The following is a 23,645-nucleotide window of genomic DNA, read 5'->3' on the forward strand; positions in this document are numbered from 1 at the left end:
TAGAAGATTATTCTAAGTGGTTTTTACAATTAATTATCAGATTCCTGCCTGCGCAGGAATGACATCTACTTTATCATATCATAGCTACGTTTAATAAAGTTCGTCAGCTCTTCACCTTTAAGTAGGCCTTGAGATAAACGTGCTAAGTCTAAACTTTGATTAATTAAACGCTCTTGTTTTTTTCGTGTTTTGGTATTTAAGATTTCGTTCACTAAATCGTGATTGGTGTTTACTACTAGATTATACATCTCTGGCATATTGCCCATACCAAACATACCACCTCCAGTTTGTTGCATCTCTTTCATACGACGCATAAACTCTGGTTGCGTAATCATAAATGGTGAGGCAGAACTATCCATAGCTTCTAATTGTACCATAAACTTTTCTGATGGTACAACGTCTTTCAACAATTCATCTAACTTCGTTTTTTCCTCATCAGATAATTTTGAAATGGCAGTGTCTTCTTTTTTGATTAAGTTATCAATATGGTCTGCATCTACACGAGCAAATGATATATTTTCCTTAGAGGTTTCCAACTTTTGCATTAAATGACTCACAATTGGTGAATCTAATAACAATACCTCGTAACCTTTGTCCTTGGCCGTCTGGATGTAGCTGTGTTGCTCATCTTTATTAGATGCGTATAGAATCACCATTTTATCATCCTTATCAGTTTGCTTCGCTTTAATAGCATTTGTCAATTCTTCAAATGTATAATGCTTGCCATCAACCGTTGGGTATAGCGCGAATGCATCTGCTTTTTCAAAGAACTTTTCTTCAGACAACATTCCGTATTCAATAACGATTTTAATGTCGTCCCATTTCTTTTCAAAATCCTCACGGTTATTGTTGAATAACGACTTCAACTTATCAGCAACCTTACGTGTAATGTAAGATGAAATCTTCTTCACGTTTCCATCAGCTTGTAAGTAAGAACGCGATACATTCAATGGAATGTCTGGCGAATCAATCACACCTCTTAGCATCGTTAAGAATTCTGGTACAATACCTTCAACATTATCAGTTACGAATACTTGGTTTTGGTAAAGTTGAATTTTATCCTTTTGAATGTTGAGGTCATTCGTCATTTTAGGGAAATACAGAATTCCGGTTAAGTTGAATGGATAATCTACATTTAAATGAATGTTGAATAATGGCTCTTCAAACTGCATTGGATAAAGCTCTCTATAGAACTTTTTATAATCCTCGTCTTCTAAATCTGCAGGTTGCTTTGTCCAAGCCGGATCTGGATTGTTGATAATATCATCAACTGTAATTTTCTTATGAGGCTCGGTAGTTTCCTTGCCATCTTTATCCTTAGTGGTTTTTGGTGTAAAATCCGGATCATTGATTTCCTTAGTTCCGAATTTAATCGGAATAGGCATAAACTTATTGTACTTAGTTAAAAGCTCACGGATTCTAGCTTCCTCTAGGAATTCTTGTTCATCTTCAGAAATATGGAGAATAATTTCCGTACCTCTTTCTTTCTTGTCTCCTTCTACTAAGGTAAACTCAGGCGAACCATCACAGGTCCAATGTGCTGCAGGTTCATCTTTGTAGGATTTAGTGATAATTTCAACTTTATCAGCTACCATAAAAGCAGAGTAGAACCCAAGACCGAAATGACCAATGATTCCAGCATCCTTACCAGCATCTTTGTACTTATCTAAAAACTCTTCAGCACCAGAGAAAGCAACTTGGTTGATGTATTTTTCAACCTCTTCAGCCGTCATACCAATACCTTGATCTATGATGTGAAGTTTTTTGCCTTCCTTGTCAATTTTCACCTCAATGATTGGGTTGCCATATTCTACTTTGGCTTCGCCAATACTGGTTAGATGCTTTAACTTTAGAGTTGCGTCTGTCGCATTACTAATCAGCTCGCGTAAAAAGATTTCGTGATCTGAGTATAAAAACTTTTTAATTAACGGAAAGATGTTCTCTACCGATACATTAATGTTTCCTTTTGCCATGATAAAAATTTATTTTTAGTCTTTCCCATAAAAATGGGAATCTGTTTACATTGTGTTTTATTTCATTTAACCAATAGTCAAATAAAATACCAACTCAACAATTGTGACAAGATGACATAAAAAAAGACTATCCAAAAACATTTCGGAACTGTCATTGCGAGGTACGAAGCAATCTCTAAAATTTTAGTTTCAAATTAAAAGATTACTTCACTGCGTTCGTAATGACGGTTGTATCTTATTTTTAGATAGTCTCTTCTATGACTTTTTAATCATTTAATTCTTTATCGTTTCTTCATTCTCAATTTTTTCTTCTTTCTTCTCTTTGTTTTTAACGTGCTTATCCAACCATTGGTCTTGTTCCCAAAGCATGTGCATTATGGATTCCTTAGCTCTATAGCCATGACTTTCTTTAGGAAGCATTACTAATCTTACAGGTGCTCCCAATCCTTTTAGTGCGTTAAAATAGCGTTCACTTTGCAATGGATAGGTACCGGAATTATTATCTGCCACACCATGGATTAACAATAATGGTGTTTTCATTTTGTCAGCATGCATAAATGGTGACATGGTATAATAAGTTTCTGGCGAATCCCAATAGCTGCGCTCTTCACTTTGGAAACCAAATGGCGTTAATGTTCTGTTGTAAGCACCACTTCTGGCGATTCCGGCAGCAAACAAATTGGAATGCGATAACAAATTGGCTGTCATAAATGCGCCATAACTGTGACCGCCAACAGCTACTCGGTCTCTGTCAATATAATCTAATTTGTCAACAGCATCTATGGCCGCTTTTGCGTTAGCCACAAGTTGTTCTCTAAAAGTATCGTTAGGTTCATCCTCGCCTTCGCCAACGATTGGGAAAGCTGCATCATCTAAAACTACATAACCTTTAGTCACCCAGTAAATCGGTGAGCCCCAATATGGATAAACAAATTCATTAGGGTTAGCCGTACTTTGCCCAGCACTGGCTTTATCTTTGTATTCACGAGGGTAAGCCCAAAGAATCATTGGGTATTTTTTACCTTCTTCATAATCTAACGGAAGATATAATGTGCCATCCAAGTCTAAACCATCATCTCGCTTGTAATTGATAACACGCTTATCGACATCCTCTAAACTTTTAAAAGGGTTTTCAAAATCCGTTATTGGTGTTAGGCTGTTCTTTTTAATATTTCTAATGTAATAATTCGGGTATTCGGTTTGGGATTCAATTCGAACTAAAATATCACCTGTTTTCATGTCAATGGCAGAATTTAAGCTTTCTAGCTTATCTGTATATTCTGATTGATACAAACGTTTAGTTTCACCTGTTTTAATATTATATTCATCAATAAAAGGAAATTGACCTTCCTTACTATAACCAGGTCCCATTAAATAGAGGCTATTTCCATTTTTAGTTAATGTATAACGTCCAAATTCATTTTTAGAACTCACAAAATCCCCAGGATTGCTATACACATCTTGGTAATTTCTATCCACAATAATTTTTGCTTCGTTTGATTTTGAAGGGTTAAACAGATATTGCTTTGTGTTTCTGGTATTCCACCAGTAGTCATAAGCTATCGCTGTGTTATCATCTCCCCAAGAAATACCAGAGAAACGTTGTTTTGTTTTTAGCAATAGCTTTGGGTCACCTGTGAATGGTGCTTTTTGTTGATAGACGGCATCTCTGTACTCTACATCAACTTCTGGGTCACCTTTATCCAATGCTTCAGCCCAAACCAATGTTGCAGGTTGGTCTGCGCGCCAGTTTAAACTTCGTTTTCCCATTCGTGTTGCCATAAAACCTTTGGGGCGGACTTCATCCAAAGGTACGGTGTTCACGGTTTTTACCACATTACCTTTGTTGTCGTAAATGGTCTGCTCGTAAGGAAATCTCGTATAAGTTACTAAATATGAGAACGGTCTGTCTATAGTGGTCACCATGACATAGTTACCGTCTGGTGAAAAACTTATACCACGATACATATCTGCTGGCAAGAAATCTTCAACATCTCCATTTATTGACACTTTTTTGATTGTAGAGCGTGCCAGTTGCTCAAAATTCTTTTCATCATTTGGTGTTTTTAATAAATCCTGATAGGTTCTGTTCTGCGCTTTTGCTCCATCACTTACGGAAACCGTTGGTCCTGTTGGTACAGCAATAGCTGTGTCTATCAATGGTTTTCTGTCGCTTGGTAACATTTTTACCAAAAGATGCTCATTGTCCTTAAACCAGTTGATGGTACTGCCCATATTGGCATTAACACTGGCATCTGTAAGCTTGGTGACTTTGGCGTCCTCGATGTTTAACACCCAAACTTCAACACCTTTAGAGGTAGTGTTTAAGCATGCTATCATGGTTTCGTCTGGCGACCAACTAAAACCTGAAAGCCTTGCGTTTTCAGGTAAGCCCATAACCTGTTTGGCCTCTTTGTCCGTGGTTTTCTTAACTTTTAAATTGGTGTAGTAATTGGTTCGGCTTCCAATATTGGTCACAGGATTGATACGCAAACCAGCGAGTCGCATTTCGGTTTCAGATAGTTCTGCTATGGATTTGTACTGATTGCGGTAGAGTAGCACCATGTGCTCTCCTTTACTGTCAATTAGTACTCCTGGTGCCAACTCTACGTCTGCCAGTTCTAAAATTTCTTCTGATGGTTGTTGATACGTTAAGCTTTGTTGCGCATAGCCATTTAATAAAAATAGTAATGCGAATAATTTGATGAATGATTTCATGTTTTAAGAAAATTGATTAGCGCCTTGAAGATAAGGAAAAATGAAACCGGCAAATGTGATAGAGATGTTAAATTTATAGACTAATATTCTGAAAATTAGCTAAACAATTAAAGTAGTAAATTTGTACTATATTTATCTATCTAATAAGATTTTCAATGTACAATTCAAAAATAATAGGCCTAGGAAAGTATGTTCCTGATAATGTGGTAACTAATAACGATCTGTCTAAAATGATGGACACCAATGACGAGTGGATTACAGAACGCACAGGTATAAAGGAACGTCGTTGGGTAAAGGAAGGTGATGGAGATACCACAGCGACCATGGGAGTAAAGGCTGCAAAAATTGCCATAGAACGTGCTGGCATTGATAAGGACGATATTGATTTTATCATCTTCGCTACTTTGAGCCCAGATATGTATTTCCCTGGTCCTGGTGTGCAAGTACAACATGCCTTGGATATTAAAACCGTTGGCGCATTGGATGTACGTAACCAATGCTCTGGTTTTGTTTATGCCATTTCCGTAGCTGATAATTTTATAAAAACAGGCATGTATAAAAACGTGTTGGTGATTGGTAGTGAACTGCATTCGCATGGTTTGGATAAAACCACTCGCGGACGCGGAGTTTCCGTAATTTTTGGTGATGGAGCAGGAGCAGCGGTGTTAACGCGAGAGCAAGACACCTCAAAAGGTATATTGTCCACACATCTGCACAGCCAAGGAGAGCATGCCGAAGAATTGGTGGTTAAAGCACCTGGTATGGGTACACGTTGGGTCACCGATATTATTGAGGATGATAATAAAGATGACGAAAGCTATTTCCCATACATGAACGGCCAGTTTGTATTTAAAAATGCCGTAGTACGTTTTAGTGAGGTGATTATGGAAGGCTTAATGCAAAATAATCTCAAAAAGGAAAATATTGATATGCTGATTCCGCACCAAGCGAATTTGCGTATTGCCCAATTTATACAGAAAAAATTCCAGCTATCGGATGACCAGGTTTATAACAACATTATGCGCTATGGTAATACGACTGCAGCATCTATCCCTATTGCACTGACCGAAGCTTGGGAAGAGGGTAAAATAAAAGAAGGAGACACCGTTGTTTTGGCGGCTTTTGGTAGTGGCTTTACATGGGGAAGTGTGATTGTTAAGTGGTAACTACTTAAACCGTTTATTCAGTTACCATTGTTCAATAAACCCTAATTTTTTGCTATTTTTAAAGTGTCTTTTTATCTACGAGTTGTACACAAGCTGAAAAAACCGAAAGTGAATGATCAAATCTGAAATTTCTGAAATTGTTTCTAGTAAACACTTGAAATTAAGAAAATGGAAATTAATTGAGTATTATTCACCTACTATCCTCTTTTTGTTGATGTCTATTGGATATTTTATTTTCATTATCAAAGCCAAAATTGATAATAACACTATTACTCTTGATAAAATAATGTCTGACATAGGTTTTCCTATTGTCTCTCTGCTTTTTGCGATAATATTGTTCGTCTTATACCGTAGAGAATTGAAATTTAAAACTATAGACTTAAAAGTCTCAAAAGGAGCTTTTCACAAAGCTATCGATTTCACTCAAATAGAGCTGAAATGGCTGATTTCTGAAAAGAATGATCAATATGTAATCGCTCACTCAAGAAACAATTATGGAGGTTCAGGAGAAACTATACGAATAATAAAAAAGCATAATCTAATTTTAATAAATAGTATTCACAATTCATTTAGTAATCCGCTTTCTGCAAGAAACAATGAAAATATAGAAGCTTTTAAGAAGATGCTAACAAAAGCCAGTGTACAACAAAGTACTGTGGTAAAAAACAAGTAAAACCTCATTAATTTTTCACTAAGATGCTTTTATATCCTAATTGGAATTCCAAACCTTTTTGCTAAATTTATGGTTGTTGCAGAGTGATACTCGCCTACCATTTCGTAACGAAAACATAGCTGAGGCGGTTGTGCGCAAGCTAAAATCTAACTAACATTAACAATAGTATTATGAAAAAACTTATTGCTCTGCTGGTTTTAATCCTATCGAGCGGATTTGTATCAGGACAAGATAAGAATGAAATTTCCGTCAATTTCAATCACATTGCTTTATCAGTCAAAGACTCTGACGAATCTGCCGAATTTTATAAAAATGTGCTCAATCTAAACGAAATTACCAATAGAACAATAATTGAAGGAATCAGATGGTTGTCGCTCGGAGAAGGAAAAGAATTGCATCTGATTTCCATTCTTAAGGATGAAATAAAGACGAATAAGGCAGTACACTTGGCTTTGACTACATCTGACTTTGATTTATTAATTGCTAAACTGAAATCTATGAAAGTTGAATATAGTGACTGGCCCGGAAATGTGAATAAAATAAATGTTAGAGCTGACGGAATTAAGCAGGTCTTTTTTCAAGACCCAAATGGATATTGGATTGAAGTAAACAGTGTTGCAGAAAGTAACGATTAAAAGCCTAAGCATAACAATCTATAAATATAATTGCGGTTTAGTGCTTAATCAAATGTCGTTGCGTGTTTCTACATATAAATTTCCTTCGGAAATTCCTCGTAAGTAAACTCGCAACCACTCATTGCCAAAACCATTACCAGCAACAATATAAACTTATGAATACGTTTAAATTTTTGATATGTCTTTTAATTTTTACTTCGTGCAAAGAAGATAAAAAGGTAATGCTACATGATGAGACACCATCATCAAACCAAGAAATTGCTTTTGTAACAGATAGAGACGGAAACTCTGAAGTCTACATAATGAATATAAATGGAGAGAATCTGCGAAATATTACAAAAAATGACTCTCTAGACTTTAGTCCTTCTTGGTCTCGAGATGGACAAAGGCTTTATTTCTATTCAAAAAGAGATGGCAATGCAGAGATTTATACTGTAAAATCTGACGGAACTGATCTAACACGGTTAACAAATCATATAGCATCTGATGTACTTCCTAGGATTTCACCCGATGGAGAGACTATTGTATTTATGAGTGATAGGGATTCTCTTTCTAGAAATATTTATCTAATGCACAAAGACGGTTCTAATATTAGACAATTAACAAAAAATACATCTTACGAAGAAAGTCCTAGTTGGTCTATGAATGGTGAAGAAATTATTTTTACAAGACAGTTGCGCGATTCATTGGATACGTCTCACGCTGCTAATGGAGAAATATTTATAATTAACTCAGACGGCAGTAATGAGAGAAGGCTTACCAACAAAGTGGGGTATGATTCTGGAGCAAAATTTTCGCCCAATGGAAAACAAATCGCTTTTTATGGTCTCAATGATAATAATTGGGATTTGTTTATAATGAATGCAGATGGAACAAATTTGTACAATCTTACCAATGATAGTATTGAGTGCTATTCGCCAGATTGGTCAGCAGACGGAGAATGGCTTGTTTATACAGCAGGAAGTAAAGGAAATTACAATATTTGGAAAATTAACATCAATACAAAAGAACGGATTCAACTAACGAACACTGATAGCAGAAATGAAAGTCCTGTTTGGAAAAAATAGTAACGTGCTAACCTAGTGAAGGACGGAACGAAATTATACACTACATCATTTTGTATGAGCTGAAACAACTCACTAAATAAACCAATATGAAAAAGATAAAATACAAGAACACTCTGTTTTTGCTTATAGCAATGGTAATGACTCTCTTTAGCAGTTGCGACCAAAATGTGACTGAAAAGAATGTAGAAATTAAACAGACCGATATGTCAACTCTTGAAAAAGAAATTGAATTACGCCTTCGGGAATATGAAAACCATTTACGCAATGGAGATTCAATTGCACTTGGGAATATGTATATGGAAGATGCCGAAATTATCCCATCAACGGTTGGACGAGAAAATATCATTAAGGTTTTTGGAGGTATGATTCGAGATAGCATTACGGGTTCAAGATTTAAAACCACAAAATTGTGGGGAAATGACCAATTACTGGTGGAAGACGGAACTGGAATATGGGCTCATACAAACGGAACAGTAGTCGGTCGTGGAAGATATTTATTGGTTTGGCAAAAAGATAACGGAAATTGGAAAATATTGCGAGATACGTGGTTTCCTGACAAAAAGAATTAACTCAAACCATTTACATTACATAATTACGTTGATAACAGCCCATTAAAAATTAAACTCCAATAAAAATGAAAGTTACACCTGAAAAGAATGAACAAGTCGCCAATATGGTATTTGCTTCCATTTATCCACTGTATTTAAATCGACTGGAAAAAAATGGCAGAACAAAAGAAGAACTCAACCAAGTTATAGAATGGTTAACAGGTTACGACGAAGAAAAATTGCAAAGCCTTATTGATGATAAAGTAACTTTTGGAACATTTTTTCAAAAAGCAAAAATACATCCTAACGCTCACTTAATTAAAGGAGTGGTTTGTGGTTACCGTATTGAAGAAATAGAAGATGAATTTGAAATCTATAAACAATGCAGACGTATGGAAAAGCTGATTGATGAATTGGCAAGAGGTCGTAAAATGGAAAAAATACTACGAGAAGAAAAAAAATAAAACTAGCGTTAGAGTCAACAAAAAAAAAGCCCAAACACAATGTCTGGGCTTTTTCAGCTATTAACCAACTTTAACTAACACTAAATTATAAAACAATTAGTTCTATAACCATTATTACTTAAAACTTATCTCACCTATTAGACGTAATACTTTCGGTTTTATTTCATGCCTTATTATATTTAACGCCTTTTTAACAAAAACCCTGATGAACTTTTCAGTTATCAGGGTTTTCTTATTTAATAGCTAAACATTAACACTAACCATCAACTATTTATGTAAACTATTAAATATAAGCTATGTTCTCTACTATATAGACACTAAGACCATACACACTGTGACAGTTTTGTGCCAATTTTGACAGTTTTTAACATTTTTTATATAAATCCGCCTCCAGATTTTTCATTATTGTCTCTTTGTTTACGAGACTTTGCTCTGTATTTGCTGCCACCAAATCGGTAGGATAAACCAACGAAGATAGTTTTAAATTCAGGCATAAACTCAACCTCTTGCCTAAATGGTCGTTCGCTAGTAATGAATATTTCTTGTGTGTCAAAAACGTTATTAAAGTTAAGACTAAAGGTTGCTCTATTCTCTTCAAGAAAACTGTAACGCATTCCTAAATTGACGAAGTACATTGGGTCCATTTCAAAGTTTAAGCCTGTGTCTGGTCCTCTGTACATAGCAAAAGCAGAAAGGGATAGACTTTTGGTTACTTTAAAGTTATTAAAGACTCTAAAGTTGTAAATCATATTGGTTACTTCAACATTATTGATCTCTATATCGCTTTCCGTAGGATTTACTATTGTTGGGTCTAAAGATTCTGCAAAACCGGTTTGCTTACGTGTATATAAATCAAAACTTGCATTAAGACTCCACCATTTTGTTGGTCTATAACTACTGGATAGTTCAAATCCGTAGGCAGAGGTATTATCAAAATTATCGTTGGTTAATATCACTCTACCAGAACCTAAATCCGATCGATCTACAAATACACCTTGGTTAATTTCATCTTCAATAAGTCTATAGAATACACCAGCTGTGATGCTACCTTTTTCAAGATTTCTTGTATAGTTAACCTCGAGAGAGTTAGTAAACTGTGGTTCTAATTCTGGATTACCAAACTGGGAAATTAATGGCGTGTTAAACTCTGGAATAGGATTTACCTGTCCAACACCAGGACGATCTACACGTCTGCTATAACTCATCTGATAAGAATTTTTTTCTGATGGGTTATAAGTTACAAATGCCGATGGATACACCTGAAAATAATCGTTTTCAAAAGGAAAATCCGTTGCTGTATTATTGGTTAAATCCGTATCGATAGCTAAAACATCTACCTGCACGCTTTCTGCTCTTACACCAATTTGATACGACCATTTTTCTATTTTATTACCATAGGTTGCGTATGCTGAATAGATGTTTCTTTCGTAATCGAAAGCTGTTGAGGTTGGTATATAATCACCAAACTCATTTCTTACTCTGGCATCAGAATTATAAGCAATAGAATTATCGAACAATCTTGCTTGTACACCCAGTTCTAATTTCGATGTTTCAGATAAAGGATTTACGTAATCTAAGTTTATCGTTGTTCTATTACGATCAACATCCGTGAATTCATCAAAATTTGGTCTAGATCCAGAACCTGCAAAACGGTTAAGTGTTTCTAGTTCATTGTCAAAGATATTATGATCTACCTCGAGCTCAATGTGATGGCCTTCATCGTCAAAATCTAACTTATAGTTAACATTGTATTGCTGACTATTGTTTTCATTCTCATTCAAAAACCTTTGACTTAGATTATTAGATGGGTTGTTTTCAAAACGTGTTACCGTTTCGCCTAAGGTTCCACCATCAAAAACATTTTGATTGGTAAATACCGAAAATGTGTTCTTGTCATTGATGTAAAAATCGACTCCAACTTTAAATAAATGCGAATTACGCTCATCTAAAAAATTGAAAGTTTGAGATATATCATTATCGGTTTGTGCTAATAGACCAGTATTTCTATTGTCTGAAATATTATTACCATAGCTACCGTAAAAGTTAAGCTTTCCGTTTCTATAGTTCATATCAATAGAGCTGTTAAATTTTGGCTCTAACTGATAACTAAGCCCAACATTAGCATTTCCATTGAAGCCAATATTCACGTTTTTATGCAAAATAATATTAATAATACCACTCATGCCTTCTGGATTGTATTTTGCAGACGGATTAGTAATCAGTTCAATTTGCTTTATTGAAGTAGAAGGAATTTGCTTTAATAATTGAGCCGCAGGAATATTTGATAATTTTCCATCGACCATTACCTGTACGTTTTGGTTACCTCTTAAGGCAATATCACCAGTTTGCTGGTCAACATTCACAGAAGGAATATTATTCATTATATCCGAAGCGGTTGGGCCAGAAGTGGTTAAATCCTTACCAACATTAACCACTTTTCGGTCAATTTTTTGTTGAATCGTAGAGGTTTCAGCAACAACGGTAACTTCGTCCAAACTTTCGGCATCTTCCTCTAGCATAATGTTACCCATTTCTATATCGTAGTTGTCTTTACCAATGGTTTCTTGCTTTGAAATGGTCTCGTAACCAATGAAGGTGATTTCAATAAAAATAGTGCCTTCCGGAATTTTCTTTATTTCAAAAGTGCCATCGCCATCAGTAATGCTACCTGTAATAATTTTACCTGAAGCATCCTTAACAATAACGTTTACATACGGTAAAGGTTGGTTGAGTTGAGCGTCTAATACACGTCCTGAAATAGAACCGTCTTTAATTTCTGAATTTGAATTGGGTTGCGAATGTGCTGAAAAAGAAAAAATTATAGCACATAAGAGCAATAAATGTCTCATTTTTTGATTGATTTTTTAGATTGATTGATGAATTATTAATGACTAGACGACTATATTTACATCATGTTACCATTTTTAACACAACTTAACTTTTCTTTAACATTATGAGCAAACACACACTTGTATTAGGAGCTTCATTGAATCCGGCACGTTATTCTAACCTTGCTATTAATAGAATTAAAAGCCGTGGACATGAGGTAAAAGCATTTGGACTAAAAGCAGGAGAAGTCAACGGTGTACAAATAGATACTGAACTGATGCCTTATAAGGATATTGATACCGTTACCTTATATCTCAACCCAAAGCGTCAGTCAATGTATTATGATTATGTGATTGGTTTAAACCCTAAGCGTGTTATTTTCAATCCAGGTACAGAAAACCCTGAATTCTATAATTTACTCAAGCAGAATAATATTGATTATGAAGTGGCTTGTACCTTGGTAATGTTAGGAACAGGGCAGTATTAGGCGATTATTTTAAAAACGAAATTTTATCGTTGACTAAAGTCCCTAAACTAATACCTTGATCTAATCCTATTTCTACTGCAGCTTTATAATGAATGCTGCCGTATAAACGGCTCACAGCGGCTTCTTGGGCAGCTAACCTAAAGGATCTAAAGCTACGCATTGGTAGACCATAAGGTAATTCGGTAGTGTCATTAAAAGCAAAATTATCACCAAAAATGTCTGTTAACACTTCAGAAGAAGCACCAGAGACCACAGAATGACCACTAGTGTATTCTGGGAATGGTGGAGTTTGTAAAATTGGAGCCCATTCTAAATCGATGTGTTTGTTGATTAGTGTCTCGGGACGTATAAGGTTGCTTCGGTATTTTTCATCCCAACAACTTATAAAGGCATCTGCTATGGCAACCGAAGTTTTGGTGTAAGCATACACTGTTTTTTCAAAGTCAGCCTGAGTATCCTTGCAGGCAATTTTGCAAATACCAATCCAGTGTGCGCCAGGTGTAATTTTCTTTTCTGCAAACATAAAATGCCCTTTGTTTACAGATACAAACGGGTTACAATCCCAAAACCTTGCAATTTGAATTTCTTCACTATCGTCTCCCTTTTCTCTAATATCATTGGTGAGATTATAGACATCCATCAATTCATTATGAAACGTAGAACCTTCCTCCAAAGAAAATTTAGGATGTGTTGCAGGTTTAAATTGTGCTGCAGAATCTAATACAAATGGTCTTAGCTTATTCCAATGCGGTTCTATACCTTTCATGTACGCAGGTGGAGTAGGTTCCCACTGCGATGGGTCTTCAGTATAGATATTGTAATCTGGCATCGTTCGGGTTTCTGCATAATTATCTGCATTCATCCATGCGATAATTTGCTCGGATATTTGTAAGCCGTAGTTTTTAGCACTGTTGAACTCGTCTTCATTTTGAGTTTTCCAATGGTTGTATAAACTATCTCTGTAAGCTGTAATTCGTTCTTTTGAAAAGACCAATTCTTTAGCCACATTCATATAAGCGATAACAGAAGCTAATTGTAAGTTCGATGCTTCGGCAGTGTTTTCAGTATCTAAAGTCTCCAATCCATTAAGTTGATTAGCTAAAGATTGATAGGTACTGCTATTTTGATTTAAGGTTTCGTAAGCTGCAATATTTGGATAAACATAAATTCTGCTGGCTACAGGTGGAGAGAAAATATCATGAACCATAACCTCAGTCAACTTGTCAACGGCTGCATGATAATCATCAGTGGTTATTGTAATTGGTTCTTGTTCTTTGCTACAGGAAAAACATGTGAAAAGAATACCAAGGAGAATTGAATAGTATTTTAATTTCATGACTTTATTTCTGATAAGAATACACTTTTATGTCATCATTATTGGAGACCACTATCACTAAATTTTTGTCTCTCATTGTTAGAGTTTCAATTTGCTTTACTTGACTATTGAAAGGTTCCATACCATAATTTGAAACTGAGTTATAACTAGAATTATCTTCCACCAAAAGTCCTTTTAAAGCGGTATAAGACCCATGATATGTATTGACTTTATATGAGTTGCCTCCAATGAGCAATTTATAATCTTCATTCATATTAAGTGTAGAAAAAGTATTGATTGGTGCCAATTGAAAGGCGTCTGGTAAAATGATAAATTCATTAAAATTACCGTCGTCGTTTCTCAAATAGCCAGATGCCAAAGTATGTACTTCATATTTATCTGCCATATCAATGGAGCCTTGGGTCATAACCTCTTCAATAGTTTTGCCTGCATAACGCGAATGACTCGTATATATTTTGTTAATAACGTTCATTTGTGCAGCAAGTTCGTCTTTAGAATTCAAAGGATAATATTTACCATCTTTATTATAGGCCAATAAAGTTTCAGCTTTTCCATTTTCATCAAAATCATCATGATACATTACTAATGGACCATCAAAATTAAGGTTGAATTTTGTATTTGTTCCCCAATTTCCTAATAGGATGTCTTGGTCTCCATCGCTATCAATATCAAAAGTTGTTATGGATTGCCACAGCCCATTTATGTTTTTAGGTACATCCATTAATTGAAGATTACCATTGTTGTTGATGTAAATTTTTGGAGCGTCCCATTCTGTCGCTACAAGCAAATCCTGTATGTTGTCGCCATTAATATCTTGCCATTGCGCATCATTAACTTTTGAGGTAAACTCAAAGTTATCATCCTTTGAAAAGTTTCCTTTACCATCATTTACTAATAGGTAAGATTTTACAGATTTACCAAAATCCAGTACATCTGCCAGATTGCCAACGAACAAGTCAGTATCGCCATCATTATCATAATCGCAGGTTTCAACTGTGGTTGTAATAAGTGTGTTATCTGGAATTTGATTTAGAGAACGTGTAAACTTCCCTTCATTATTTATATACAAGCGATCATTTTGAAACTTCTTATTTTTAAAGTCATTAACACCAGAAGCGATATACAGATCTAGATCACCATCATTATCGGCATCAAAAAAAGTAGCGTCATTATCTTCAAATGGAGCATCGTCCTCAAAGCTAATTTGTTGCGATAATTTAAAATCGGTGCCTGTGTTCAAATAGAGTTCGGCGACTTTTCCTGAAGCGTTTCCGATGAAAAGGTCTTCAAAACCATTACCGTCCACATCAGCTATAGCTACTGCAGGACCTTGCATTGAAATTTTATACGGAATCAATTTTTCTTGGGCAAAATCGTTGTAACGGTCTTCTTTATGCGTGTAATCTAACAATGATTCTTTTTTGAAAATATTGTTGTCATCAGAAGCGGTTTTATAATCATAAAACGTATTGGTAGAAGCATATGTTATATTTAAATGCTGATTGATTTCAGGGTTTTTAATGGTCTGTAATTCGTTGTTTGGCCAAATGACTTGGATTGAATCTATACTATTGGCATCGTTCAATCCAAAATGTAATTTACTGTCTATAGAAGACAGAAATCCCCTAGATTTAAACAATTGCTTCAATTGAGGTTTTCCGTTACTATATACGAGTGCTTTTGTACCAATACCTTCTTTATTGGCACCTTTGTATTCAAAATCCAAAGAGATATAATTTCTTAAACTATCTGTAGTGTTTTTATAAAGTCCTACAGGTTCACTGTAGTTATTGGTCACCAAATCTAAATCACCATCTAGGTCTAGATCAACGTATATCGCTCCATTGGATAAATTGGGCTGATTCTCAATCCAATCGCCAGTTTTACTTTCAAATTTCGTAGAATTACCTTTAAAAATTTCGTTGCTTACTTTACCGCTGGTCATTTCATTAATTGAATTGAATAACCATTCCAAACCTTCAGCTTCAGATCGTCCTTTAAAAGCACTGGAAACATATTTTTTAAAATCGAGCCCATTAGGACGTCTGAGAATGCCATTTGAAATAAATAAATCCTGATGACCATCATTATTATAATCGGCAAAAAGAGGTGCCCAACTCCAATCCGTATCCGCAACTTCATTCAACAAGGCAGTTTCCTGAAAATAGATTCCAGAACTATTAATTTGGAGCATATTTCTGGCGTATTGATCTTTATATCCCAAATTTGTAAGATGGGTTTGCATGTTAAACATGGCGTCATCACCTTCGGTCTCCTTTAAGATACGTTCTTCTTTAGGCAACATATCTAGTGTTATTAAATCTTGAAATCCATCGCCATTTATATCTGCTGCATCACTTCCCATTGAGAATCGGCTAATGGTAGTAAATGCATCGTCAATCTTTTCGGTAAAAGTGCCATCCTGATTATTGATGTAATAATAGTCATCTTCATGAAAGTCATTGCAAACATAGATGTCGTCCCAACCATCGTTATTAAAATCAGCAACCGAAGCGCTTAGTCCATAACCATTAACACCACCATAGATATTGGCAGCTTCGCTGACATCCGTAAATTTTCCGTTTTCATTTTTCAAAATTACATCACCAACTAAAGGAGCACGCTCATTACGTAATTCTGCTCTACCGTGAGAAAGCGTAGTATGCACAGCATGATTAACTATATAAACATCTAAATCGTCATCTTTATCGTAATCAAAGAAATAGGCTTGGGTAGAATAGCCTTTAAAATCGAGACCATAGTCTTTTGCCTTTTCGGAAAAGGTACCATCTCCGTTGTTTATGTATAACTCATTATGTCCTTCAAAATCCAAAAGCCCTGATACTGCACAAACATAAATGTCTAACATCCCGTCATTATTTATGTCTACCATAGTCACACCAGTTTGCCAACTTGCATTACCAGAAATATTAGCTGTTGCTGAGATGTCTTCAAAATTTAAATCCCCTTTGTTGAGATACAGCTTATTGTCTCCAGTATTAGCGACAAAAAACAAATCGGATAACCCATCATTATTAACATCTCCCGTAGCGACACCACTTCCATTATAATAGTAGATGTAGTTAATGATACTGTGCTGTGGGTCTTCAGAAACAAAATTCACAAAATCTAAACCAGAATCTTGCTCAGATACTTTAGTTAAGAGGTACGAGGGTTTTGTAGTTTCTTTTTCCTTGTCTTTAGTACAAGCAAATAGAATAGCCATTGCAACCAAGGCTAAGTATATCTTTTTCATAAAATTATGATGGTTAATCAACACTGCAAAAGTAATGATTTTTTAACAAACATTTAACACTGTGACTGCTAAATAAATAGCTCGTCATCTATGTTGTTAATCAGTTATTAAGCCTTAAAAAGTTATGTCTTTACTAGATTTTTGCTCTTAATGAGAAGTAATCCAATAAACATAAAGAGTCCATTGATGATTAAGATTTCAAAACCAATTTCGTATCCATTAAACAGTTCCTTGGAATACATATTAAGTATATAAGAAATGAGAGGTGATATAATAGCGATCACCCAAACCAGGCGGTCTTTAATTTGAAAATTAGTTAATAAACCAAAGGCAAATAGTCCAAGAAGTGGTCCGTAAGTATAACCAGCTGCTTTAAATAATTCCCAGATCACAGACACATCAGTAAAAATGATGTCAAATAATAGAATGACTAAAATAAGTACGATGCTAAAACCAATGTGAACACGTTTTCTAATTTGTTTTCTTTCTGCTTCTTTCTTGTTTTCAATTTCCACGATGTCAATACAAAATGATGTGGTTAATGACGTTAAGGCAGAATCTGCGCTAGAATATGCAGCGGCAATTAGTCCCAAAAGAAAAAATGCCGATGTCACTACACCAATTTGAGGTAACATAGCAATCGTTGGAAAGAGGTCGTCTTTTTTAGCGGTTATACCATTAATTTCGGCATACTGCGTAAGCATTAGCCCTAAAACCATAAATAGCATGTTCACAAAAATCAAGACAATGCTAAAGGACACCATATTTTTTTGGGCATCCTTTAGGTTTTTACAAGTTAGGTTTTTTTGCATCATATCCTGATCCAAGCCTGTCATGGTTATGGTGATGAAGATTCCAGAGAGAAAGCTTTTCCAAAAGTATTGTGGGTCATTACCGTCTTCAAAAAAGAAGGTTTTACTGAGACTACTTCCCATGGTGTTATCTACAACTGCAGATATACTATTTAAATCCAAAGCTGACGTTAAAAAAACTATGGTGACGACAACAGAAACCAACATAAAAAGTGTTTGGAGCGTATCCGTAAAAATTATGGTTTTAATGCCTCCTCTAAATGTATAGAGCCAAATAAGAGCAATCGTTATAATTACTGTTATGGCGAAGGGAACATCAAATAAATCAAAAACCAAAAGTTGTAATACCTTAGCTACTAGAAACAACCTGAAAGCTGCTCCTACGGTTCTTGAGATTAAAAAGGCTATAGAGCCGGTTTTGTAACTTACATTTCCAAATCTTTCCTTTAAGTAAGTATATATTGATGTAAGATTGAGTCTATAATAAAGTGGGAGTAGTACGTAAGCAATAACCAAATAGCCAAAAAAGTAACCAAAAACTACTTGCATATAGCCAAACTGCTTGGCTTCTACAGCTCCAGGAACGGAAATAAATGTGACTCCAGATAACGATGCTCCAATCATTCCAAAAGCTACTAAATACCATGGAGCGGATTTATTGGCTTTAAAAAAGGCTGCATTAGAATCTTCCTTTCCTGTGAAATAGGAGATAAGAACCAAAAGGCCAAAATAACATCCGATTAAAACCAATATTGAAGCTGGACTCATAAAACTCAAGTTTTTTAAGAAAATTTTATGAAAAATAGTACATTTGAAAAAAAAAGCTACTTAAAAATTGATTTTTATGAAAAAGATTATCCTTTTAATGGGTGCTGTGCTATTTGCAGTTAGTATGTCTGCCCAAGATTATCATAAACTTATTGCAGAGGGAACACATACTGTAGAACATATTAGCGAGGTGGCAGAGAGTCATTTTGATTCTGTAGGTAGAGATAGAGGTACTGGTTATAAACCATTTAAACGTTGGCAATATTTTGCAGAGCGTGCCATGGACGAAACAGGCAAACTAAAGTCTCCTGAATATTATTATAATGAGTTACAGAATTATAACGCTAGAATAAACGATGAAGGTATTGCTTCTAGAACTGTTGTAGGTACTTGGGAAGAAATGGGGCCGACATATTGGAGTGCAACATCTGGTTGGAATCCTGGTGTAGGTCGTATTACCTCTATAGCTATTGATGAAAGCAATATGAACCATATCATTGCAGGCAGCGAAACAGGAGGTGTTTGGAAAAGTACAGATGGAGGTTCTTCATGGACAGTCCTCACCGATAATCTCGCCAATATAGATGTGTATGCCTTAGCTATAGACCCTTTAAATAGTTCTACGTATTATTGGGGATCTAATGGAGGTACGATTTTTAAATCCACTGATGGTGGATCTACTTGGACGCTTCATGGTAGTTTACCGGCAGGATTCGTCAATAAAATTCTTGTTGATCCGACCAATACTTCTAAAATATATGCTAGTGCCCAAAGTGGTGGACTCTATAAGTCTACCGATGGAGGGTCTACCTGGACTATAATAGATGCTAGTGCAACAACGGGTTATGATTTTGAGTTTAAACCAGGCGACCCTAATACAGTCTATGCAAGTGGTTCACAGTTTTATGTTTCAACAGATGGTGGAACAACCTTTTCAATAGATGATGGGCTAGGAGCTTGGACACAAGAATTTGTTTCAGGTTCTACAACTTGGACAACTTCAGATTCTAATCAAAACAATACTGTTAGTCCTAGAACAGGAAATAAACTAGGGTTTTTCTATATAAGTAACTTTTCTACACCTGTGACAAGGTTAGTTACGCCATCAATGAATTTGAGCGGTGCTGTTAATCCACAAGTAAATTTTTCTTATACACAAGTTAACTGGGCAGGAGATATAGATGAACTAAGAGTTTTATATAAGACCTCTGTAGGTGGTAGCTGGATAGAATTGGCACATTACACGGCAGAAGTAACTAGTTGGGCGGACATAACTATTAACTTGCCTAATCCCTCATCAGATTATTATGTAGCGTTTGAAGGAACGTCCAACTATGGAAGAGGATTAACTTTAGATGATATTTCTGTTGAAGCCAATAATTTGGGTGTCGTCTTTTCTGAAGGCTTTGAAACTTCATCAAATGAATTTGGTTCGGGACCAAAAATGATAGGAGTGTCACCAGATGATCCATCAGTGGTTTATGTTGTGGAAGCTAGCAGTGGTGTTTTTGGAGGTTTTCATGTATCATCAGATAATGGTAATACGTTTACAAAGCGAAACCATTCCATAGTAAATTATTTTGGCTATGACAGTAATGGATTTGATAGCTTAGGGCAGGCACCTAGAGATATGGATATAACGGTTAATCCTAATGATGTTAACGACGTTCATATAGCTGGTATTAATACTTGGCGCTCTACTGATGCAGGAGTAAGTTTCAGTATTACATCACAATGGACACCAGGCGCAGCGTTCAATGAAAATATTGGGTATTGCCATGCCGATGTGGATTTGATGATGTTTGCTGGTACAGGTGCCAATGCTAAACTTTTTGTAGGAACCGATGGTGGTATATACGTGGCAAATGACCCTACAAATGTATCGTCTTCATACTATACGGATTTAACACCAGGTATGGGTATTAGACAATTTTATAAAATAGGAATTAGCCAAACGGATCCTGTAGTGGTTACTGGTGGATCGCAAGACAATGGTACATCAACAATGGATGTTAATGGTAACTGGAAAGATTGGTTAGGTGCCGATGGTATGGAGGGCTTTGTAGATAAAGATAACATCCAAACAATGTATGGTACTTTGCAATTTGGTTCTCTATATAAAACCTCAAATGGTGGAAGTATAAGCTTTAGTATTCCTCAACCAGACGGAAAGGGTGGTCAGAATAACTGGAATTGGGTTACTCCACTCGAGCAAGACCCTATTTCGCTAAACACGCTATATGTTGCTTTTGACGAAGTATATAGATCTGTTGACGGAGGTAGTAATTGGATATCAATATCACAGAATTTTGGTGCTAATATAGATCACTTTAAAGTAGCACCGACAAATAGTAGCAAAATGTATTTGGCAATTAATGGTGCATTTTGGTACTCAACTAATGGTGGCTCAATATGGACGCAATCTTCTTTAAACTTAAATGGAGGTAGAATTAACGAAATTGCTGTGCATCCTACGAATCCAGATAAGATCGCTATCGCAACGACTAATAGCGAAAAAGTTTATGTTAGTACTAATAATGGGTTGAGTTGGACGTCAATGCGATGGGACTTACCTAACTTTTCATCTCAGGCATTAGCTTGGCAAAATAATGGTGATGACGGTTTGTATGTAGGTATGAATTATGGTGTGTATTATACAGACAACGGTTTAGGAAATACTTGGCTGCCATTTAATAATGGTTTACCAAATGTGCGAATTAATGAATTGGAAATCAATACTGCGGATAACCGAATATATGCCGCGACTTATGGCAGAGGATTGTGGAGATCAAATGTATATGACGAAAATTTATCAGTTGATGAATTTGAATTTAATGATTTTACACTATACCCAAACCCAGCCAATAACGAAGTAAACCTTAAATGGAACAAACCAGATGATGTAAGTGTTAGAATTTATAATACACTTGGTAAGATAGTGTTCTATGGCAAAAAGGTGAATCTTCAGAACGGGTTTAAAATTGATGTATCTCCTTTCGATTCCGGGCTTTATTTCGTGAAATTAAATAGCGACAATGGTGAAATCACCAAGAAACTGATCTTAAAATAATAACCAATCAAATTTCAAAAAAGCCCATTTGTAAACCATTTACATTTGGGCTTTTTTTAGTTCTAAAATCAGTAACTTCGCATTTATGGAATTTTCTTCAAAACTTTTGGAAAACGCAGTCAATGAGATGTCGCAATTGCCGGGAATTGGTAAGCGAACTGCGCTTAGATTGGTGTTGCATTTGTTGCGTCAACCAGAGCACCAAACGTTTCAATTATCTGATGCCTTATCTAAAGTTAGAGCAGAAATCAACTTTTGTAGATCCTGCCATAATATTAGCGATAAAGAGCTTTGCGAGATTTGCGCAAATCCAAACCGCAATGAAGCATTAATCTGTGTTGTTGAGGATATTAGGGATGTTATGGCTATTGAAAATACAAGCTCTTTTAAGGGATTGTACCATGTTTTGGGTGGAAAAATATCACCTATGGATGGGATTGGGCCTCAAGATTTAAATATCAATTCCTTAGTAGAAAAAGTAAAATCAGGTCAGGTAAAAGAACTAATTTTTGCCATGAGCCCAACGATGGAAGGAGATACGACTAACTTTTATATCTTCAGACAAATTCAAGATTATGATGTTGAAACATCTACAATCGCCAGAGGTGTAGCAGCAGGTAATGAATTGGAATATACCGATGAGATTACTCTTGGACGTAGTATAATAGATCGCGTTCCTTTTGAAGCGTCCTTAAAATCTTAAGTACAATTTGAAGCTATCCATAATCATACTTAACTATAACGTGCGCTACTTTTTAGAGCTCTGTTTAAAAAGCGTAGAAGCCGCGATTAAGGATGTGGCAGCTGAAGTTATTGTTGTGGATAATAATTCACCAGACGATAGTTGCGAGATGGTAAAGCGATTATTTCCTTCTGTAAAATTGATAGAGAACAAAGAAAATTTTGGTTTTTCAAAAGGGAATAACATTGGAGTAGCTGAAGCCAAAGGAGAGTATCTATGTATTCTTAATCCAGATACGGTTGTTGCGGAAGATACCTTTACGAAGATTCTCAAATTTGCCGATTCAAAGTCACAATTGGGAATTGTAGGTTGCCAGCTTATTGATGGCAAGGGTGAATTTTTACCTGAAAGTAAACGACAAATTCCAACACCAAAAGTAGCTTTTCAAAAGTTATTTGGTAATACCAAAAATTACTATACCAATGCATTAAAGGCTAATGAAGTAGGTGAAACAGATATTTTGGTAGGAGCATTTATGGTCTTAAAAAGAACGATTTACAATGAGGTCAATGGTTTTGATGAGGATTATTTTATGTATGGAGAAGACATTGATTTGTCTTACAAGATTTTAAAGGCAGGTTACAAAAATTATTATTTTGGTAAAACAGCTATCATTCATTTTAAAGGTGAGAGCACATTAAAGGATAAGGTTTACGCTCAACGCTTTTATGGCGCCATGGAAATTTTTTACAATAAACATTTTAAGAATAATTCCTTAATGGCAGTTTTTGTAAAGCTAGGTTTAAAACTGTTCACCAAAAGAGGACGGCCAGTTAAAAAAGCGGATATAAAACCTTTGGGAAGTACAATCATTTCAAACCAAATATTAAAAGAATTAAAAACCAAACTTGTACGGCCTATAACATTTACCAAAAATCTAGAAGAGATAGCGAGTAATACCCAAATTGTTTTTGATTCTGTTGATGTAGATTTTAAAACTATGATTCATTTTATGAAAACTAATGAAGCTTCCAATCAAAATAGCTATAGAATATTAGTAAAAAATAGTAATTTTATCCTAGGAAGTGACAGCAATGAGGCTAAAGGAGAGGTTATTCATTTTTAATTTTTAGTTGAATAAAAATCAACAAAAAACACTAT

At 35.4% G+C, this 23,645-nt stretch carries 16 protein-coding genes; 10 read left to right on the forward strand and 6 right to left on the reverse strand.

Annotated features, from left to right (window positions below; genetic code table 11):
* Window positions 1-65 precede the first annotated feature (65 nt).
* Together htpG and F1003_RS10170 are read right to left on the reverse strand one after the other, a co-directional pair.
* Window positions 66-1,973: a molecular chaperone HtpG gene (gene htpG / locus F1003_RS10165; protein WP_155089316.1), complete on the reverse strand. Its 1,908-nt coding sequence runs from the start codon at window positions 1,971-1,973 to the stop codon at window positions 66-68.
* Window positions 1,974-2,246: 273 nt separating this feature from the next.
* On the reverse strand, window positions 2,247-4,691 hold the full coding sequence (locus tag F1003_RS10170; protein WP_155089317.1) for a prolyl oligopeptidase family serine peptidase: 2,445 nt from the start codon (window positions 4,689-4,691) through the stop codon (window positions 2,247-2,249).
* A gap of 155 nt (window positions 4,692-4,846) precedes the next feature.
* Here F1003_RS10170 and F1003_RS10175 point away from each other — a divergent pair, with 155 nt between their 5' ends.
* From F1003_RS10175 to F1003_RS10200, 6 genes are all read left to right on the forward strand, one after another.
* Entirely contained in the window at window positions 4,847-5,857 is a 1,011-nt protein-coding gene (locus tag F1003_RS10175) for a 3-oxoacyl-ACP synthase III family protein (protein ID WP_155089318.1), read from the forward strand.
* 112 nt (window positions 5,858-5,969) lie between these two features.
* Window positions 5,970-6,530 (forward strand): hypothetical protein, encoded by a 561-nt coding sequence (locus F1003_RS10180; RefSeq protein ID WP_155089319.1) that lies wholly within the window; start codon window positions 5,970-5,972, stop codon window positions 6,528-6,530.
* Between the two features lie 170 nt (window positions 6,531-6,700).
* A complete protein-coding gene (locus F1003_RS10185; RefSeq protein ID WP_155089320.1) occupies window positions 6,701-7,165 on the forward strand; it encodes a VOC family protein in 465 nt (154 codons plus the stop codon).
* A 155-nt stretch (window positions 7,166-7,320) separates the two neighbouring features.
* Entirely contained in the window at window positions 7,321-8,232 is a 912-nt protein-coding gene (locus tag F1003_RS10190) for a TolB family protein (RefSeq protein ID WP_155089321.1), read from the forward strand.
* A gap of 86 nt (window positions 8,233-8,318) precedes the next feature.
* Window positions 8,319-8,801: a YybH family protein gene (locus F1003_RS10195; protein WP_155089322.1), complete on the forward strand. Its 483-nt coding sequence runs from the start codon at window positions 8,319-8,321 to the stop codon at window positions 8,799-8,801.
* A 65-nt stretch (window positions 8,802-8,866) separates the two neighbouring features.
* Window positions 8,867-9,244: a DUF2200 domain-containing protein gene (locus F1003_RS10200; protein WP_155089323.1), complete on the forward strand. Its 378-nt coding sequence runs from the start codon at window positions 8,867-8,869 to the stop codon at window positions 9,242-9,244.
* Window positions 9,245-9,618: 374 nt separating this feature from the next.
* Here the strand turns inward: F1003_RS10200 and F1003_RS10205 are convergent, their stop codons facing one another.
* Entirely contained in the window at window positions 9,619-12,093 is a 2,475-nt protein-coding gene (locus tag F1003_RS10205) for a TonB-dependent receptor (RefSeq protein WP_155089324.1), read from the reverse strand.
* Window positions 12,094-12,197: 104 nt separating this feature from the next.
* Between F1003_RS10205 and F1003_RS10210 the strand changes: the two genes are divergently transcribed.
* Window positions 12,198-12,560, forward strand: coding sequence for a CoA-binding protein (locus F1003_RS10210; RefSeq protein ID WP_155089325.1), 363 nt, complete (start codon window positions 12,198-12,200; stop codon window positions 12,558-12,560).
* Window positions 12,561-12,564: 4 nt separating this feature from the next.
* Here F1003_RS10210 and F1003_RS10215 read toward each other — a convergent pair whose 3' ends face one another.
* The 3 genes from F1003_RS10215 to F1003_RS10225 form a co-directional block, all read right to left on the reverse strand.
* On the reverse strand, window positions 12,565-13,896 hold the full coding sequence (locus tag F1003_RS10215; protein WP_155089326.1) for a vanadium-dependent haloperoxidase: 1,332 nt from the start codon (window positions 13,894-13,896) through the stop codon (window positions 12,565-12,567).
* 4 nt (window positions 13,897-13,900) lie between these two features.
* The gene (locus F1003_RS10220) at window positions 13,901-17,152 is read right to left on the reverse strand and encodes a VCBS repeat-containing protein (RefSeq protein ID WP_155089327.1); all 3,252 of its coding nucleotides are present in this window, start codon (window positions 17,150-17,152) and stop codon (window positions 13,901-13,903) included.
* Between the two features lie 122 nt (window positions 17,153-17,274).
* Complete coding sequence (locus tag F1003_RS10225; protein ID WP_155089328.1) at window positions 17,275-18,732, reverse strand: sodium:solute symporter; 1,458 nt, start codon at window positions 18,730-18,732, stop codon at window positions 17,275-17,277.
* A gap of 76 nt (window positions 18,733-18,808) precedes the next feature.
* On the opposite strand from F1003_RS10225, the gene F1003_RS10230 reads away from it, so the two are divergent.
* The 3 genes from F1003_RS10230 to F1003_RS10240 all read left to right on the forward strand — a co-directional run bounded on the left by F1003_RS10230 (window position 18,809) and on the right by F1003_RS10240 (window position 23,610).
* Entirely contained in the window at window positions 18,809-21,802 is a 2,994-nt protein-coding gene (locus tag F1003_RS10230) for a VPS10 domain-containing protein (RefSeq protein WP_155089329.1), read from the forward strand.
* Window positions 21,803-21,887: 85 nt separating this feature from the next.
* Entirely contained in the window at window positions 21,888-22,505 is a 618-nt protein-coding gene (recR, locus tag F1003_RS10235) for a recombination mediator RecR (protein WP_155089330.1), read from the forward strand.
* A gap of 7 nt (window positions 22,506-22,512) precedes the next feature.
* The gene (locus F1003_RS10240) at window positions 22,513-23,610 is read left to right on the forward strand and encodes a glycosyltransferase family 2 protein (protein WP_155089331.1); all 1,098 of its coding nucleotides are present in this window, start codon (window positions 22,513-22,515) and stop codon (window positions 23,608-23,610) included.
* Window positions 23,611-23,645: the final 35 nt, after the last annotated feature.

The sequence above is a fragment of the Winogradskyella ouciana genome (assembly GCF_009709615.1).
Lineage (GTDB): Bacteria > Bacteroidota > Bacteroidia > Flavobacteriales > Flavobacteriaceae > Winogradskyella > Winogradskyella ouciana.

Excerpts from the sequence above, each read along its gene's own strand:
- F1003_RS10215 (WP_155089326.1), bottom strand. The coding sequence starts at position 13,896 with ATGAAATTAAAATACTATTCAATTCTCCTTGGTATTCTTTTCACATGT.
- F1003_RS10170 (WP_155089317.1), bottom strand. The coding sequence starts at position 4,691 with ATGAAATCATTCATCAAATTATTCGCATTACTATTTTTATTAAATGGC.
- recR (WP_155089330.1), top strand. The coding sequence starts at position 21,888 with ATGGAATTTTCTTCAAAACTTTTGGAAAACGCAGTCAATGAGATGTCG.
- F1003_RS10195 (WP_155089322.1), top strand. The coding sequence starts at position 8,319 with ATGAAAAAGATAAAATACAAGAACACTCTGTTTTTGCTTATAGCAATG.
- F1003_RS10180 (WP_155089319.1), top strand. The coding sequence starts at position 5,970 with ATGATCAAATCTGAAATTTCTGAAATTGTTTCTAGTAAACACTTGAAA.
- F1003_RS10190 (WP_155089321.1), top strand. The coding sequence starts at position 7,321 with ATGAATACGTTTAAATTTTTGATATGTCTTTTAATTTTTACTTCGTGC.
- F1003_RS10210 (WP_155089325.1), top strand. The coding sequence starts at position 12,198 with ATGAGCAAACACACACTTGTATTAGGAGCTTCATTGAATCCGGCACGT.
- F1003_RS10185 (WP_155089320.1), top strand. The coding sequence starts at position 6,701 with ATGAAAAAACTTATTGCTCTGCTGGTTTTAATCCTATCGAGCGGATTT.
- F1003_RS10225 (WP_155089328.1), bottom strand. The coding sequence starts at position 18,732 with ATGAGTCCAGCTTCAATATTGGTTTTAATCGGATGTTATTTTGGCCTT.
- F1003_RS10175 (WP_155089318.1), top strand. The coding sequence starts at position 4,847 with ATGTACAATTCAAAAATAATAGGCCTAGGAAAGTATGTTCCTGATAAT.
- F1003_RS10230 (WP_155089329.1), top strand. The coding sequence starts at position 18,809 with ATGAAAAAGATTATCCTTTTAATGGGTGCTGTGCTATTTGCAGTTAGT.
- F1003_RS10205 (WP_155089324.1), bottom strand. The coding sequence starts at position 12,093 with ATGAGACATTTATTGCTCTTATGTGCTATAATTTTTTCTTTTTCAGCA.
- F1003_RS10220 (WP_155089327.1), bottom strand. The coding sequence starts at position 17,152 with ATGAAAAAGATATACTTAGCCTTGGTTGCAATGGCTATTCTATTTGCT.
- F1003_RS10200 (WP_155089323.1), top strand. The coding sequence starts at position 8,867 with ATGAAAGTTACACCTGAAAAGAATGAACAAGTCGCCAATATGGTATTT.
- htpG (WP_155089316.1), bottom strand. The coding sequence starts at position 1,973 with ATGGCAAAAGGAAACATTAATGTATCGGTAGAGAACATCTTTCCGTTA.